Annotated in this window: 14 protein-coding genes; 3 read left to right on the top strand and 11 right to left on the bottom strand. The window is 69.3% G+C overall.

Annotated elements, in window-relative coordinates; all coding sequences use genetic code 11:
• Positions 1-56: 56 nt before the first annotated feature.
• From trxA to AW270_RS03505, 8 genes are all read right to left on the bottom strand, one after another.
• Complete coding sequence (trxA, locus tag AW270_RS03470) at positions 57-380, bottom strand: thioredoxin (RefSeq protein ID WP_061290541.1); 324 nt, start codon at positions 378-380, stop codon at positions 57-59.
• 29 nt (positions 381-409) lie between these two features.
• Positions 410-1339, bottom strand: coding sequence for a thioredoxin-disulfide reductase (trxB, locus tag AW270_RS03475; RefSeq protein ID WP_061290543.1), 930 nt, complete (start codon positions 1337-1339; stop codon positions 410-412).
• A 116-nt stretch (positions 1340-1455) separates the two neighbouring features.
• On the bottom strand, positions 1456-2307 hold the full coding sequence (locus AW270_RS03480) for an anti-sigma factor family protein (protein ID WP_061290546.1): 852 nt from the start codon (positions 2305-2307) through the stop codon (positions 1456-1458).
• Positions 2297-2941, bottom strand: a complete 645-nt coding sequence (sigM, locus tag AW270_RS03485) for an RNA polymerase sigma factor SigM (protein WP_061290548.1) — start codon at positions 2939-2941, stop codon at positions 2297-2299. The genes AW270_RS03480 and sigM overlap by 11 nt, the downstream gene beginning before the upstream one ends.
• A gap of 96 nt (positions 2942-3037) precedes the next feature.
• Positions 3038-4528, bottom strand: a complete 1491-nt coding sequence (locus AW270_RS03490) for a protein kinase family protein (protein WP_063819083.1) — start codon at positions 4526-4528, stop codon at positions 3038-3040.
• 188 nt (positions 4529-4716) lie between these two features.
• Positions 4717-6330 carry a murein biosynthesis integral membrane protein MurJ gene (gene murJ, locus AW270_RS03495; RefSeq protein WP_061290552.1) on the bottom strand — a complete coding sequence of 538 codons (1614 nt, stop codon included), beginning with the start codon at positions 6328-6330 and terminating at the stop codon, positions 4717-4719.
• A gap of 42 nt (positions 6331-6372) precedes the next feature.
• On the bottom strand, positions 6373-8436 hold the full coding sequence (locus AW270_RS03500) for a DUF6049 family protein (RefSeq protein WP_157521660.1): 2064 nt from the start codon (positions 8434-8436) through the stop codon (positions 6373-6375).
• A gap of 37 nt (positions 8437-8473) precedes the next feature.
• On the bottom strand, positions 8474-8977 hold the full coding sequence (locus tag AW270_RS03505) for a YbaK/EbsC family protein (protein WP_061290556.1): 504 nt from the start codon (positions 8975-8977) through the stop codon (positions 8474-8476).
• Positions 8978-9091: 114 nt separating this feature from the next.
• Between AW270_RS03505 and AW270_RS03510 the strand changes: the two genes are divergently transcribed.
• Positions 9092-10507: a CCA tRNA nucleotidyltransferase gene (locus tag AW270_RS03510; protein WP_061290557.1), complete on the top strand. Its 1416-nt coding sequence runs from the start codon at positions 9092-9094 to the stop codon at positions 10505-10507.
• Positions 10508-10512: 5 nt separating this feature from the next.
• The gene (locus tag AW270_RS03515; RefSeq protein WP_082801333.1) at positions 10513-11724 is read left to right on the top strand and encodes an adenosylmethionine--8-amino-7-oxononanoate transaminase; all 1212 of its coding nucleotides are present in this window, start codon (positions 10513-10515) and stop codon (positions 11722-11724) included.
• Here the strand turns inward: AW270_RS03515 and AW270_RS03520 are convergent.
• The gene (locus AW270_RS03520; RefSeq protein WP_061290561.1) at positions 11714-13015 is read right to left on the bottom strand and encodes an MFS transporter; all 1302 of its coding nucleotides are present in this window, start codon (positions 13013-13015) and stop codon (positions 11714-11716) included. The two genes, AW270_RS03515 and AW270_RS03520, sit on opposite strands and share 11 nt — an antisense overlap.
• A 91-nt stretch (positions 13016-13106) precedes the next feature.
• Between AW270_RS03520 and idi the strand changes: the two genes are divergently transcribed.
• Entirely contained in the window at positions 13107-13694 is a 588-nt protein-coding gene (gene idi, locus AW270_RS03525) for an isopentenyl-diphosphate Delta-isomerase (RefSeq protein WP_061290563.1), read from the top strand.
• Between the two features lie 47 nt (positions 13695-13741).
• On the opposite strand, the gene AW270_RS03530 is transcribed toward idi, so the two are convergent.
• Together AW270_RS03530 and AW270_RS03535 are read right to left on the bottom strand one after the other, a co-directional pair.
• Entirely contained in the window at positions 13742-14821 is a 1080-nt protein-coding gene (locus AW270_RS03530) for an inositol-3-phosphate synthase (protein ID WP_061290565.1), read from the bottom strand.
• Between the two features lie 21 nt (positions 14822-14842).
• Positions 14843-15436, bottom strand: coding sequence for a PadR family transcriptional regulator (locus tag AW270_RS03535; protein WP_061290566.1), 594 nt, complete (start codon positions 15434-15436; stop codon positions 14843-14845).
• Positions 15437-15826 lie beyond the last annotated feature (390 nt).

Raw genomic sequence — 15826 nt, forward strand, 5'->3', positions numbered from 1 at the left:
AACGATCTGAGAGCCGCAGAGGCCCTCCCCGTGGGGAGGGCCTTTCAAACCTCTGATCAGACGATGCCGTCGAGCTCGCGGAGGAGCATCGCCTTGGGCTTGGCGCCGATGATCTGCTTGACGACCTCGCCGCCCTTGTAGACGTTCATCGTCGGGATCTGCAGAATGCCGTAGTCACGAGCGATGTCGGGGTTCTCGTCGATGTTGATCTTCACGACGGTCAGCTTGTCGGCGTGCTCGGTGGCGATCTCCTGGAGGATCGGCGCGACCTGGCGGCACGGCCCGCACCACTCGGCCCAGAAGTCGACGATGACGGGCTTGTCGCTCTGCAGGACCTCGGACGCGAAGTCCTGGGTGGTGACGTTCTTGACGGTGCCCACGATGGCTCTCCTTGAAAAATGGGTTGGGACTATTCCTGATCGGTGAGCCAGCGCTCCGCGTCGAGCGAGGCGGCGCAGCCCGTTCCCGCCGCGGTGATGGCCTGGCGGTAGGTGTGGTCGACGAGGTCGCCACAGGCGAACACGCCGGGGATGTTGGTCTTGGTGGTGGGCGCCTCGACCTTGACGTAGCCCTCGTCGTCGAGGTCGATCTGGCCCTTGACCAGCGTGCTGCGCGGGTCGTGGCCGATCGCCAGGAACAGGCCGGTGGCGTCGACGGTCGACTCCTCGCCGGTCTTGAGGTTGCGGACCCGCACGCCCGAGACCTTGGCGTCGCCCAGGACGTCGACGACCTCGCTGTCCCAGAGGAAGCGGATCTTCTCGTTGTTGAACGCCCGCTCCTGCATGATCTTGCTGGCGCGCAGCTCGTCGCGGCGGTGCACGACGGTGACCGTCCGGGCGAACCGGGTCAGGAAGGTGGCCTCCTCCATGGCGGTGTCGCCGCCGCCGACGACCACGATGTCCTGGTCGCGGAAGAAGAAGCCGTCACAGGTGGCACACCAGGAGACGCCCTTGCCGGACAGCCGCTTCTCGTTGGTCAGGCCGAGCTCGCGGTAGCCGGAGCCGGTCGCCAGGATGACGGACTTGGCGTAGTAGGTGTCGGTGTACGTCTTGACGACCTTCGGGTTGGCGTTCAGGTCGACCTCGACGACGTCGTCGGCGACCAGTTCGGCGCCGAACCGCTCGGCCTGCTTGCGCAGGTTGTCCATGAGGTCGGGGCCCATGATGCCGTCGGGGAACCCGGGGAAGTTCTCCACGTCGGTGGTGTTCATGAGGGCGCCGCCGGCGGTCACCGAGCCCTCGAAGACCAGCGGACGCAGGTCGGCTCGGGCGGAATAGACGGCCGCCGTGTAGCCGGCGGGGCCCGACCCGATGATGATCACGTTACGGACGTCGCTCAACGCTCTGCCTTTCCTTCATGTCTGCACGGGCGTCAACAGATCCTAGGCGTCGGCGATTCCCGCCACACATGACGAAGGCCCCGCGGTATTCCGCGAGGCCTTTGATCAGCGCGAACTCAGTTCCAGGTCGCGAGGCCCTCGGGCCTCAGATTGTGGCAGTTGGAGCCGACGACGACGACGCGGACCGCGTTGATCGTCTTGTCCTCCCAGAAGGCCATGATCGTGGCGTCCTGCCCGTTGTAGAAGGCGCGGTCGACCGCTATCGGCTGGCGGTCGAGCTCGTTGGCCTTGCGGGCCACGCACTTGTCGGTCTGCTCGTCGCTGTTGCTGCCGGTGCCGGGCTCGGGACCGAAGTAGCCGAGCAGGGGGCCGTTCAGCTCGCGCGAGGTGTAGTTGTGGCCGCTGGCCCGGACCGCCCAGGCGGCCTCGGCGGTCTTCAGCGGCGACTTCTCCGGGGAGACGGCGGGTCCGGCGACTTGGCCGCCGGTGACGCCCTCACCCGGGCCGGAGGCCACGAGCTGCGTGGCGAGCCCGACCCCGCCGAACACCACGGCGGCCGCGGCGGCTGCCGTGATCGGCATCGCCCAGGCGCGTCGGGATCTCTTCCGCCTGGCGGCCAGAGGCACCACCTCGGGCAGGACCTGAGGCTCCGGCTCGGAGACCGGCTTCTCCTCCCAGGGCGAGTCCTTCATGATCTCGTCCCAGTCGGGCTCCTCGACGAGGCGGAGGCCACCCCGCTGCGCCTCTGCCTCCAGGGCCCGGTCGATCCTCATCGCGACGCCCAGCGGCATCGCGGTCACCGGGACCGCGGAGAGAAGTTCACGAACCGCGGCCAGACCGGCGAGGCTCTCCCCGCAGGCGTCGCAGATCGCGAGATGCGACCGGACTTCCAGGGCCGTCGCGTCGTCGAGGAGTCCCTCGGCGAGCTCGGCCAGGATCTCCAGGTCGTAGTGCGTGTCACCCGTCACGAAGTTCTGCTCCCTTCGGGGATGAGACGCGAGTGAGGTCTGATCGGTTCCGCAGATGCGAAAGAATTGGGGCAAGTTTCGCGCGCCCCCGCGCACATCGACTCTTCACCGTTCCGGCTGGAACGTCCAGCACGGCCGCGGCGTCCTCGACCGAGTAGCCCATCATGTCGACCAGCACCAGCGCGGCCCGCTGATCGGCCGGCAGCAGCTTGAGCGCGGCCGTGACCTCGAGAGACACCTCACGCTCGGCCGTCTGGTCGGGCAGCGGCATGTCGCGTTCGGCGGCCTCGATGAGCTCGTCGTCGGCCACCGGGCGGACCGATTTCCGGCGCATACGGTCAAGGCAGGCGTTGACCACGATGCGGTGGAGCCAGGTCGTGACGGCGGCGTCGCCCCGGAAGCTCTCGGCCTTCCGGTAGGCGGAGACGAACGCGTCCTGGACCGCGTCGGCGGCCTCGTCGGGGTCGCCCAGCGTCCGCAGGGCGACGGCCCACATGCGGTCGCGGTGGCGCTTGACGATCTCGCTGAAGGCCGTGGTGTCGCCACCGATGTGACGGGTCAGCAGATCGGCATCACTCAGCGCCGGCTGACCCGATGGATCGGCCGGTTGGGGGAAGTCTGGCGGCGAGGTCACTGGTCTGCCGATCCCGAGGGGTTCACGTGCACGATGGTGCCACCATACTTCCCTCTGGGATTGGCAAAGCGCGTAAAACAGATCAAACCGGCCTGGTCATCCCTTGGCCGCCATCAACTTGACGTCGCGGATCATGGTCCGGTAGCCCTGCCCGTGGGGCGGGAGCTCGGTGAACCACACGAGCAGATAGCGGGTCGCCGACGAGCCGTTGAGGTCGAAGGTGACCTTGCCGGTGACGTCCTTCCGGGTCAGGAAGGTCTTCAGGCTGCCGGGCTCGGGTGAGGTGCCGGTGCGCAGCTCGACCGTGCCGCCCGACTCGCCGAAGTCGATGACCGCCTGGGTCAGCCGGGTCTCCTTGCCCAGGTCGAGCAGCAGGCCGACGCCCTCTTTGAGGCGGCCGAAGTCGGGGCCGCCGTAGGTCTCGGTGTGCCAGTCGGTGGTGGCGGAGCCGTCGATGGCCAGGGCGGCCAGTTCGTTGCGCTCCTCGCCGTCGCCTAGCGGGTCGAACCCGATCGCGCCGGCGATCTTCACCTCGGTGGGCTTGCCGGCGGCCTGGCCCTCCTCGGCGGGGGTGCTCGGGGAGGCGCTCGGGACGGCGGGCTCGGTGCCGAGGCTCTTGCCGAGCGTCCAGGCGCCGACGCCGACCACGACCATGGCCAGCAGCACCACCACGGTCAGCACGAACCGCGACAGCATGGGGGAGCGGCGCGGGGGCGGCGGGCGGTGGATGATCGGCGGCATGGCCGACCGGCTGCCCATCGTGTCGACCGGCTCGGAGCGCAGCTCGACCGCCGGGGGGACGGTCGAGACGGAGGCGGGCGCCGGGCGGGGCACCGACGACAGGGCCTCGGCGATCTCCTCGGGGGTGTCCATCGGCTCGGCGCCCCGGCGCAGGCCGAGGATGCGCGAGGCGATCGTGTCGAGGTAGCCGGGCACGCCCGCCGTGACCTGGCGCGGGGTGCAGTAGTGGTCGTCGTCGCGCGGGGCCTCGGGCAGGCCGCACTCGTCGTCGGGCGAGGGCCAGTGGCCGGTGAGGGCGGCGTAGAGGAGCCGGCCGAGACCCTGGGCGTCGGCGTGGGCGAGTTCCTGCTCCGACAGGCCGTCGGCGGCGTCGAGGATCGCGGCGTCGACGCCGACCCCGAGCAGCTTCACGGTGTTCCCGGAGGTCCACATCAGCCGGTTGGGCGTGAGGTTCAAGTGGGCCAGGCCGTGGGCGTGGGCGTGGGCCATCGCCTCGGCGGCCTCGGCGACCAGGGCGGCCCCGCGCTCGGCCTCCAGGGGACCGGCCGACAGCAGGTCGAGCAGCGTCTCGCCGGAGACCCACTCGCTGACGACGTAGGCGACGCCGTCCTCGTCGGCGGCGTCGAAGACCTGGGTGAGCCGGGGGTCGGTGAGCCGGGAGGCCGCCCGCGCGGCGATCACGACCTCATGCTGACGTTCGAAATCAGGGGAGAAGGTGTGGACGGCCACCGGCCGCGCCAGCACCTCGTCGATGGCCTTCCACAGGGTGGCGCCGGCCGACTCGTTCACCCGGTCTTCCAGCCGGAATCGATCAGCGAGACGGGTTCCGGGTTCGACAGTGGACATGCTCACGCCGCCGCTCCCCAGAACGGCAGCCGACTCCGGGTGGATCCGCCCACACCTGCTCGCTTCCGCTCGACTCTGCCACTACCGCGTCCTCCGCGGCGCACCATGCTAGTGCCGCGCCGGTCTTGCCCGCCTTCCCCTTCGGAGTCGTATCAACCGGACCTTAAGCCCCGTTGGCACGGAAACCGTTAGCGTCCTACCCGTCTCGTCACCATTCCAATGATGGACCGCACTTCCTGGATGCCCAGCCGGTGCGCGAGAACGAGGTAGACGCCACCCGCGAGACCGCCGCCGACGACGAGCACGACCAGCGAGCTGAGCACGGTCACCTCGGTGATCCGCACGCTCCCCCACAGCACCGCCAGCGCCACGAGGGCGGCCGGGATAGCCGCGAGGTACATGCGCATCAGCCCGGAGGCCACTGCCCGCCCGCCGAGTCCGCCGACCCGCCGCGACGCCAGCACCCACGTGAGGACGCACGCCAGAACGTACGTCACTGTGAACGAACCCGCCAAACCCATGACAACAAGGTCTGGCGGGATAGTGAAGTACAAAGTTAGACCAATCGCAGCGTTGACCACCACGTTCGCACCGGCGATCACCGCCGGCGTGCGGGTGTCGCCGAAACTGTAGAAAACCCGCAGCAGCAACTGGAAGATCGAGAACGGCACCAGCGCCAGGCCGAACACCTGGAGCACGTTGCCGATGTAGATGGCCTGGTCGACCGAGACGGCCCCACGCCCGAAGATCAGCACGGTCACCGAGGGCCCGAGCACCATCAGCAGCAGCCCGGCGGGCACGATCAGGGCGCTGACCGTCCGGATCCCGCCCGCGAACTCCTGGCGGGCCGAGGCGAAGTCCTTGTCGTGGACGAAGCGGCTGAGCCGGGGGAGCAGCGCCGTGATGACGGAGACCGCGATGATCCCGTACGGGAGCTGGAAGAGCTGGAAGGCGTAGGAGTAGGGCGTCAGGCCCCGGCCGTGCACGCCCTCCTCGGCGGCGGCGGCCCCCGCGCCGACGGCCAGGTTGGTGGTGATCACGAAGCCCACCTGGTTGATCACCGTGAAGGCCAGCGCCCCCGCGCCGAGCCGGGCCATCTCCCCCAGCCCCGCGTTGCGCAGGTCGAACCTAGGCCGGAACTTGACCCCGGCCCGCAGCAGCGAGACGACCAGCACGATCGCCTGGGCGACGATGCCCGCGGTGGTCCCCAGGCCGAGCAGCACCAGGTCGGCCTGGGTGACCCGGTCGATGTCGGAGGGGCCGTCGCTCAGCAGGTAGGCCGCCGCGACGCCGATGACCACGAGGTTGTTGAGCACCGGCGCCCACATCGGGGCGGCGAACCGGTCGCGGGCGTTCAGCACCGCCCCCGCGACGGCGCCGACGCCGAAGAAGGCGATCTGGGGAAGGATGAACTGCGCCATCGTCACGGCCGCGTCGACGCCCTCGGGGGGGAGCTTGTCGGCGTACAGGAGCACGAGGGGTCTGGCCAGCACGACGGCGACGATCGCGACGGCGGTGAGGCCGAGCGCGGCGACGGTCAGGAGCCTCTGCTCGTAGGCGGCTCCCCCGTCGGGATCCTGTTTCTGCCGCTTGACGATCGACGGCACCACGACGCTGCTCAGCACGCCGGTGATCAGCAGGTCGAGCAGCACGAAGGGGATCGTGTACGCCACGTTGTACGCGTCGCCCAGGATCGCCGTGCCGATGGCCGAGGCCAGGATGGCGGTCCGGAGGAACCCGGTCAGACGCGACACGAGCGTGCCCGCCGCCATAATCGCGCTCGCGCGCAACATCCGGCTCATCGATCGACTCCTTGATCCACCCGGGCAACGGCGAGACGAAGGCTACGCCCCTTGGGGCTCCTCCTGCTCTATGGGCATCGGCACGGGCGCCGGGAAGACCGGATCCTTGCGCTGACGGCGGCGCAGCAGCCGCATCACGACGGCGGCCAGCATGATCGTCACCGCCACGCCGACGATCACCAGGGCGATGCCGGTGTACCCGGTCGCGGAGATGATGATCTTCGTCGGCTTGCCGTACTTCCGCCCGTCGGGCGTCAGGAGCTGCACGTCGAAGGTGGCCCGGCCGTGGTCGGCGGGGACCACCACAGGGATCTCGAACGACCCGGCCTTCCCGGCCTGGACCTCGGCGAGCTTCTGGATGAACACGCCGCCGGCCGCCTCGACCTGGAGCTGGTCGGGGTCGCGCGAGGTGACCTCAAGGTTGAACTTCACGTTCTCGCGCAGGGTGTTGCGGACCGTCACCAGGATGCGGCCGTTGTTGCCGGCCACCGCGAACGGGTCGTTGGCGCCGACGATGAACACCCGGTTCATCTGCTTCACGATCGCGGTGTTGAGCTGCTTGGCGAACGCGGGCGCCTTCTTGCCGCCGCGCCACGACGCCGAGGTCAGCCGCAGCACCGCCCGGTCGTAGGTCCGCTGGCCGCTGGTCGGCACCGCCATCGCGACCTCGGCCGTGCGGGCGATCCGGCGAACCCCGTTCATGTACGACTTGGGCAACTCCGCCTGCCGCGCCTGCCCCGGATAGACCAGGTCGTCGACCGCGGCCCTCTTCCCGGGCCGGATCGAGGCCAGCGGCACGTCGCGCACCCACGGCAGCGGCTTGAGCAGGGCGTTCATGAACGTCGGGTCGGGATTCCACAGGTGGTTGGAGGGCATCGCGATCAGCGGCGCGGCCTTGGCGGCGGTGAGCCCGTTCATGGCCGTCTCGGCGATGTAGCGCTGCCGGGCGGCGACGGTCGCCCCGGCCGCCTTGCCGTCGGTGCCGAGCAGCCCGCTGAGCACCGGATCGGCCGTCTGCACGATCACCGGCCCGCCCACCGTGTCGACCACTCCGGCCGAACCGGCCCGCGCCACCGTCGCGCCGGGCGGCACCGCGGCCTGGGCCAGGAGCACTGTGTCGACGCCGTTGACGGCCAGCGCGTCGAGGGTGTCGCGGTCGATCACCCCGCCGACGGGCCAGACCGTGGACGTGGTGGCGGAGGTCAGTTTGAGCATCTGGTTGGTGGCCAGCGATCCGACCAGCAGCGCCGTGCGGGTGGTCGTGTCGAGCCCGTTGTGGACGACCGAACCGAGGTCGGAGTCGGCGTAGGGCATCGCCACCACGGGGTTGTCGGCCAGCGCCGAGCGCAGCGAGGTCACCCACTCGGCGCCCTGGCCGATGCCCGGCTTGTCGTCGCCGTCGGGCTCGAAGTAGGGCCGCGACACGCGCTGGGCGTCGTCGAGCACCGACCCGTCGACGAACCAGGTGGCGGTGTCCTCGGTCGCGGTGGCCAGCGCCAGCAGGTTGTTGAGGCGGCCGTCGCCGAACAGGTCGTCGCTGAGGAACGTCTGGTCGTCTGCCCGCTTCGGCTGCGCGGTCAGGGGGAGGGCCAGCGCCAGCCGGGTCGGCTTCACGGAGGTGCCCTTGGGGACGTACGTCAGGAAGGTGCGCTCGACCCCGACGACCTGCCCGGTCGCGCCGTCGACGGCCTCCACCTCCAGCGGGTAGACGCCGGGCTGGCCGATGCCGAGCTCGGCCGGGGTGAAGGTGACCGTGAACGGGAGCTTGCCCGAGCCGTCGAGCTGGGTCGACTGCACCTTCGTCCGCCACGAGTTCGTGAAGACCGACTGGCCGGTCACGTAGGCGGCCATCTCGGCGCGCGAGGTGAAGGGCCGTCCGGCGGCGAACTTCACGTGGACGCTCACGAAGCTCTGCGGGACGCCGGTGACCGCGCCGGCGATGGTCACCAGCTGGTCGGGCTTGTCGGGGGATTCGGGGCTGAAATCACTCAGCGTGACCGGGTCGGCCGCCCGCGCGGAGGCCGCCGCGGCAGTGGGGGCCGCCGGGATCGCCAGGCTCGCACCGGCGAGCAGAAAGGCGAACAAGACGGGACCGAGGCGACGCACGCCCTGAATGCTATAGGCCCCGGCCATATGGCCGATGTCAGCTTGCCAGGCCGTGACCGGCGAGCTCCACGGGCTTTCCCGAGGCCAGAGGGAACAGATGCACAGCCCGTAGTCGCAGCGCGGTCATGCGTTCGCCGGTCGCGGTGTGCACGAACTCGTCGGGGTCGGTCGCGTCGACCAGCCGCCGGTCGATCAGCAGGGTGAGCTTCTCGGGCAGCAGCAACGGGCAGACCAGACCGGCCGCGTAGTCGGTGACCGCGTTGACCGTGTAGGAGGAGGCGGGCCTGACCCGCTCGGCCCCTAACGCGGCGGCGATCACGCCCGGACGGGGACGCCCGGCCACCGAGCTGATCACGGCGACGGGTTCGCGGCAGCCGCGGGTGGTCACCTCGAACACGGTGACGGTCACGCACGTCTCGGGCGGCACGCCCAGCATCTCGGGCAGCTCGTCGGCGGAAGTCAGGACGCGCGGAAGCCGTACGATTTCATGGTGGATTTGACGGGCGAGGAGCCAGCGATGGATCGCGAGGGCGTCCTGCATGTGGTCTGCTCCTTTTCGCGGCCCCCGACAGATCTGCACTGAACGTAGCCTGCTGATCGCCATAGGTGTATTAGCCCAGTGGCACCTGTTCCGTAACCGAAGGACCTACCCAGCTTGTCCCCTACAAACCCGATAGAGACCGCTCTGGCCGACCTGCTCCGCCGGATCGAACCCGTCGCCCACGAACTGGGCGACCTGTTCGCCAAACACGGCCACGAACTGGCCCTGGTGGGCGGGCCGGTGCGCGATGTGCTGCTCGGACGATCGGGGGCCGACCTCGATTTCACCACCGACGCCCATCCTGAACGAGTTCTGGAGATCGTGCGCGATTGGGGCGATGCGATCTGGACCATAGGCATCGACTTCGGCACGGTCGGCGTGCGCAAGGGCGACTGGCAGCTCGAGATCACCACCTATCGCAGCGAGTCCTACGACCCCAAGTCCCGCAAGCCCGAGGTCGTCTACGGCCAGACGCTCGAAGCCGACCTGGCCCGGCGTGACTTCGCGGTCAACGCGATGGCCGTCCGGCTGCCCGGCCGGGAGTTCGTCGACCCCTACGGCGGCCTGGGCGACCTGGCCCGCAAGGTGCTGCGCACGCCCGGCACGCCGGAGCAGTCGTTTGACGACGACCCGCTGCGGATGCTGCGGGCCGCCAGGTTCGCCTCGCAGCTCGGGTTCACCGTCGACCCCGACGCGGTCAGGGCGATGACCGAGATGTCGGGCCGCATCGAGATCGTCTCGGCCGAGCGCATCCAGGCCGAGCTCGACAAGCTGATCTGCGGCGCCCACCCACGCGCGGGCCTGTCGCTGCTGGTCGACACCGGGCTGGCCGACCACGTGCTGCCCGAGCTGCCCAAGCTGCGGCTGGAGATCGACGAGCACCACCGCCACAAGGACGTCTACGAGCACACCCTGATCGTCCTCGACCAGGCCATCGCCCAGGAGATCGGCGGCCCCGACCGGGTGCTGCGCTGGGCGGCGCTGCTCCACGACATCGGCAAGCCCAAGACCCGCAGGAACGAGCCCGGCAACCGGGTCTCCTTCCACCACCACGAGGTCGTCGGCGCCCAGATGACCAAGCGCCGGCTGACCGCGCTGCGGTTCCCCAAGGAGGTCACCTCCGACGTGGCCCGCCTGGTCGAGCTGCACCTGCGCTTCCACGGCTACGGCACCGGCGAGTGGACCGACAGCGCGGTGCGCCGCTACGTCCGCGACGCCGACCACCTGCTCGACCGGCTCCACAAGCTGACCAGGGCCGACTGCACCACCCGCAACAAGCGCAAGGCCGCCGCCCTGGCCCGCACCTACGACCAGCTCGAAGAGCGCATCGCCAAGCTGGCCGACGAGGAGGAACTGGCCAAGATCCGGCCCGAGCTCGACGGCAACGAGATCCAGGAGATCCTCGGCATCCCGCCGGGCCCCATGATCGGCAAGGCCTACAAGTTCCTGCTCGACCTGCGGATGGACGAGGGCATGCTCGGCAAGGACGTCGCCCGAGCCCGCCTCCTGGAGTGGGCGGCCCAGAAGTGAGCGACCTGGTCGAGCTCGACCGGAGGCACGTGTGGCATCCCTATGCGACCGTGCCGCCCGCCGTGCCCACCCACGTGGTGGAGAGCGCCGACGGCGTGCACCTCCAGCTGCAGGACGGGCGTGAGGTCGTCGACGGCATGTCGTCGTGGTGGGCGGCCATCCACGGCTACCGGGTGCCGGAGATCGACGCCGCGATCACCTACCAGCTCGGCCGGATGGCCCACGTGATGTTCGGCGGGCTCACCCACGAGCCGGCGATCCTGCTGGCCGAGCGGCTGGCCGCGATGACCGGCTACGAGAAGGTCTTCCTGGCCGACTCGGGCAGCGTCGCGGTCGAGGTGGCGATCAAGATGGCCGTCCAGGCGACCGGGAAGCGGCGGCTGCTGACGGTCCGGGGCGGCTACCACGGCGACACGTTCGGCTGCATGTCGGTCTGCGACCCGGTCAACGGGATGCACCACATCTTCACCGGCGCGGTCGCCGAGCAGGTCTTCGCTCCGGTGCCGCCGCTGGGCTACGACGCCCCCGTCGACCAGGCCTACCTCGACGAGGTCGACCGGCTGGCGGGCGACCCGGCGGTGGGGGCGATGATCCTGGAGCCGGTCGTCCAGGGCGCCGGGGGGATGCGCTTCTACAATCCGGCCTACCTGCGGGCGTTCCGGGAGATCTGCGACCGCCACGGGCTGCTGCTGATCGCCGACGAGATCGCCACCGGCTTCGGCCGCTCGGGCGAGCTGTTCGGCTGCGACCACGCCGGGATCAGGGCCGACATCGTCACCGTCGGCAAGGCGCTGACCGGCGGTTACCTGACCATGGCGGCCACACTGACCACACCCGAGATCGCCGAGCGCATCGGGCTGCTGATGCATGGGCCGACGTACATGGGCAACCCGCTGGCCGCCGCCGCGGCCGGCGCGTCCCTCGACCTGCTGGCCGAGCGCCCCTGGCGCGAGGAGGTCGGCCTCATCGAGCGGACCCTGCGCGAGGGCCTGGCTCCGGTGGAGGCCTCGGTGGCCGACGTACGCGTTCTCGGCGCCATCGGGGTCGTCGAGTGTCACGAGCCGGTGGACATGAGAAAGGCGCAGGACGCCGCTCTGGATCACGGCGTCTGGCTGCGCCCCTTCGGGAAGCTCGTCTACGCGATGCCGCCCTACGCCTGCACCCGGGAAGAGGTGGCGCTCATCGCTGCGGCGATGGTCGCGGCGGTCACGGCTTGACGGCGACGGGCTCCACCTGCCGGACGACGGGAAGCACCGCCAGCCGGTAGGCGCCCGCCGCCACGAGGTAGAGCACGGTGATCATGGTCAGCACCACCACCGACCGGCCGTCGGGCGGCAGCAGCAGCGCCGACAGCGAGACCCCGGCCACCATCATGCCGTTGAACAGCAGGTCGTAGATCGAGAAGACGCGGCCGCGGTAGGCGTCGGCGATGCCGCGCTGGACCACCACGTCGGTGCAGATCTTGCCGCTCTGGCCCAGGACGCCGGTCACGAAGCCGGTGACCAGGAAGCCCCATTGCTGGAACGGGACGCACAGCAGGAACTCCAGCACCCCGCACACGGCCAGGGTGATCGGGATCCACGTCTCGATCCGGAAGTGCTGCGTCGCCCACGGCGTCAGGAACGCCGCCGCGAAGTAGCCCAGCCCCGAGGTGGCCACGACGCCGCTGAGCGCCATCAGCCCCACCTCGGCGTCGGTGGTGAAGTAGTAGCGGTAGAGCATCAGCACCATGCCGAGCGACATGCCGTAGAGGACCCGGTGGGCGGCCATGCTCCCGAGGGCCGCGGCGGGTCCCCGCCGGTGGGCGATGTAGCGCACGCCGTCGACCAGCCCGCTGACGACGTGGCGCACGGCGTCACGCGCCTGCGGCCGGTCGGGGTCGAAGGAGGGGCCGAGCAGTTCCCGGCTCATCCGCCGGGCGATCAGCGCGCTGGACGCGAAGATCACACCCGAGATGAGCAGGATCCCGGCGGTGCCGAGGTGCTCGGGCCCGAAGATCCACCGCAACCCGAAGCCGACACCCGCGCCCACGAACGTCACGACGGTCCCGGAGGTCGGCGTGACCGCGTTCGCGATCATGAGCGTGTCCTTGGGGACGACGTGGGGCAAGGAGGCCCCGAGCGCCGCGAGGAAGAACCGGTTGACGCCGAGCACGCCGAAGGCAGTGGCGTAGAACATCCAGTCGGGGGCCTGCAGCGCGACGACGACCGCCGCCAGCAGCAGGAGGGCCGCTCTGACCAGCGGGCCGACGACCAGGATCTGCCGCCGTGACCAGCGGTCGATGAACACCCCGGCGAACGGGCCGACGATCGAGTAGGGCAGCAGAAGGACCGCGAAGGCGGCCGCGACATCGGCGACCGACGTCTGCTTCTCGGGACTGAAGAAGGCGTATCCGGCCACCGCGAGCTGGAAGATCCCATCGGAGAATTGAGAGACCAGGCGAGTGCCGAAGAGCCGTCGGAAGTCCCTGCCTCGCAGAACGACACGAAGATCTGAGACGTAGGACACGCCCGTCAGCCTACGCGTGGCCCAAGCCTGGGACATCAGGGTCATCCCGGATAGGGCAGAACCGGAACGGAAGAGACCGTAGTCTCATTGCGTGACGAACGATGAACACGTCGTACTTGTCGATCCCGAGGGCAACGCGGTGGGCACCGCCCCCAAGTCCACGGTCCACGGCACGGCGACCCCCCTGCACATGGCCTTCTCCAGCTACGTCTTCGACGGGTCGGGCAACGTGCTGCTCACCCGGCGCGCCGACCACAAGATCACCTGGCCCGGGGTGCTGACCAACAGCTGCTGCGGTCACCCCCTGCCCGGCGAGGGCCTTCCTTCGGCCGTCATTCGCCGGCTGTCCCACGAGCTTTCGCTGACCGTTTCCTCCGTCGACCTGCTGCTGCCCCGCTTCTCCTACCGCGCGGTCATGCCCGACGGCACGGTCGAACACGAGCTGTGCCCGGTCTACCGGGCGCTGGTGGGCGAGGAGCCGACCGCCAATCCCGACGAGGTCGGCAGCGTCCTGTGGATGCCGTGGAAGGAGTTCTCCGACCGGGTGCTGTCGGGCGAGCTGGAGATCTCCCCGTGGGCCACCGAGCAGCTCCCCCAGCTGGCCGCCCTCGGGCCCGACCCCCTGACGTGGCCGGTGGCCGATCCGGGTGAGCTTCCCGCGGCCGTACGCGATCTGTAGGAAAGCCGAGGGGCCCCGGGATCATCCCGGGGCCCCTCGGCTGTGGTCTAGCGCTCGACCTCGCCGCGGATGAAGGCCTCCACCGCGTCGCGGGCGTCGTCGTCGGAGTACTGCTCCGGCGGCGACTTCATGAAGTAGGAGGACGCCGACAGGATCGGCCCGCCGATGCCTCGGTCGAGGGCGATCTTGGCGGCCCGGACGGCGTCGATGATGACACCGGCGGAGTTGGGCGAGTCCCACACCTCGAGCTTGTATTCGAGGTTGAGGGGCGTGTCGCCGAACGAGCGGCCCTCAAGGCGGACGTAGGCCCACTTGCGGTCGTCGAGCCACGGCACGTGGTCGGACGGGCCGATGTGCACGTCGGCCTTGGCCATCTCGTGGGGGATCTGCGAGGTCACCGACTGCGTCTTGGAGATCTTCTTCGACTGGAGGCGCTTGCGCTCCAGCATGTTCATGAAGTCCATGTTGCCGCCGAAGTTGAGCTGGTAGGTGCGCAGCAGCTCCACACCGCGGTCTTCGAACAGCTTGGCCATCACCCGGTGGGTGATGGTCGCGCCGACCTGCGACTTGATGTCGTCGCCGACGATCGGCACCCCGGCGTCGGTGAACTTCTGGGCCCACTCGGGGTCGGAGGCGATGAAGACGGGCAGCGCGTTGACGAAGGCGACCTTGGCGTCGATCGCGCACTGCGCGTAGAACCGGTCGGCCTCTTCCGAGCCCACCGGCAGGTAGGAGACGAGCACGTCGACGCGGGCGTCCTTGAGCACCTGGACCACGTCGACCGCGTGGTCGTCGGACTCCTGGATGATCTCGCGGTAGTACTCCCCGAGGCCGTCGAGGGTCGGGCCACGCTGGACGTTCACGCCGAGCGGCGGCACGTCGCAGAACTGGATGGTGTTGTTCTCGGAGGCCAGGATCGCCTCGGAGAGGTCACGGCCGACCTTCTTGGCATCGACGTCGAACGCCGCCACGAACTCGACGTCGCCGACGTGGTAGTCGCCGAACTGGACGTGCATGAGGCCCGGCACACGCATGTCCGGGTCGGCGTCCTTGTAGTAGTGGACGCCCTGCACCAGTGAGGCGGCGCAGTTCCCCACACCCACGATGGCTACGCGCACCGAACCCATCGCACTCGCTCCTTTGGATCGTTATTCATCGGAATCGGGACGTTTGTCCCGTTCTGATTGGCTTTTATCGGCTTGCGCCCGTTCAGTGTTGATCAGCTCGTTGAGCCAGCGGACCTCGCGTTCGACCGACTCCAGCCCGTGTCGCTGCAGCTCGAGCGTGTAGCTGTCGAGCCGCTCACGGGTTCGGGCCAGGGCCGTGCGGACGTTTTCCATTCGTTCCTCCAGGCGGCTGCGCCGCCCTTCGAGGATCCGCAGGCGCACTTCGGCCTCCGTGTGACGGAAGAACGCGAAGTGGATGCCGAAGCTCTCGTCCTCCCAGGAGGAGGGACCCGCCTGGGTCAGCAACTCCTGGAGACGCTCCTTGCCCTCGGCGGTGAGCTTGTAAACGATCTTCGACCGGCGGCCGAGGACCACGTCGTCCGGAGGCTCCTCCTCGACGATCAGGCCGTCGGTGAGCAAACCCTTCAAGCATGGGTAGAGCGAGCCGTAGGAGAACGCGCGGAACATCCCGAGCAGGGTGTTGAGGCGCTTGCGCAGCTCGTAACCGTGCAGCGGGTTCTCGTGGAGTGAGCCGAGGACGGCGAGCTCCAGGACGCCGTTTCTGGACCCGGTCACTGAAGCACCTCCTCGGTATGCTTGAGCGATGTATCGAGCTGATACATCTGAAGGATACGTCGCGCCGTCAGGGCACGCAACGCGGGGCAACGGTTGGGCACGTTTTGGCAAAGGGACGTAATCTTGCCCACATGTGGTCACAGCGGACGGGAGTGGCGCGAGGGTCGACGCGACCTGGAACCGTGCCCGCACGCTGGGTAAAAGCCCGGTCAGCAAGGGCCCCGATGGCCCATGAATCCGGCGAATACCCCTCTGGGTCGCCGGAGAACCTGTCAAGGTTGTGACCGGAACCGTCTGGTGGTCTCGTACGTCCTCGGGACAGACGCCGAGTGGACGTCGCGAACATTCCCCACGAACTTTGACGAGGACGCGTGAGTAACAGCAGCTATG

It is taken from the genome of Herbidospora cretacea (assembly GCF_001570605.1).
Lineage (GTDB): Bacteria > Actinomycetota > Actinomycetes > Streptosporangiales > Streptosporangiaceae > Herbidospora > Herbidospora cretacea.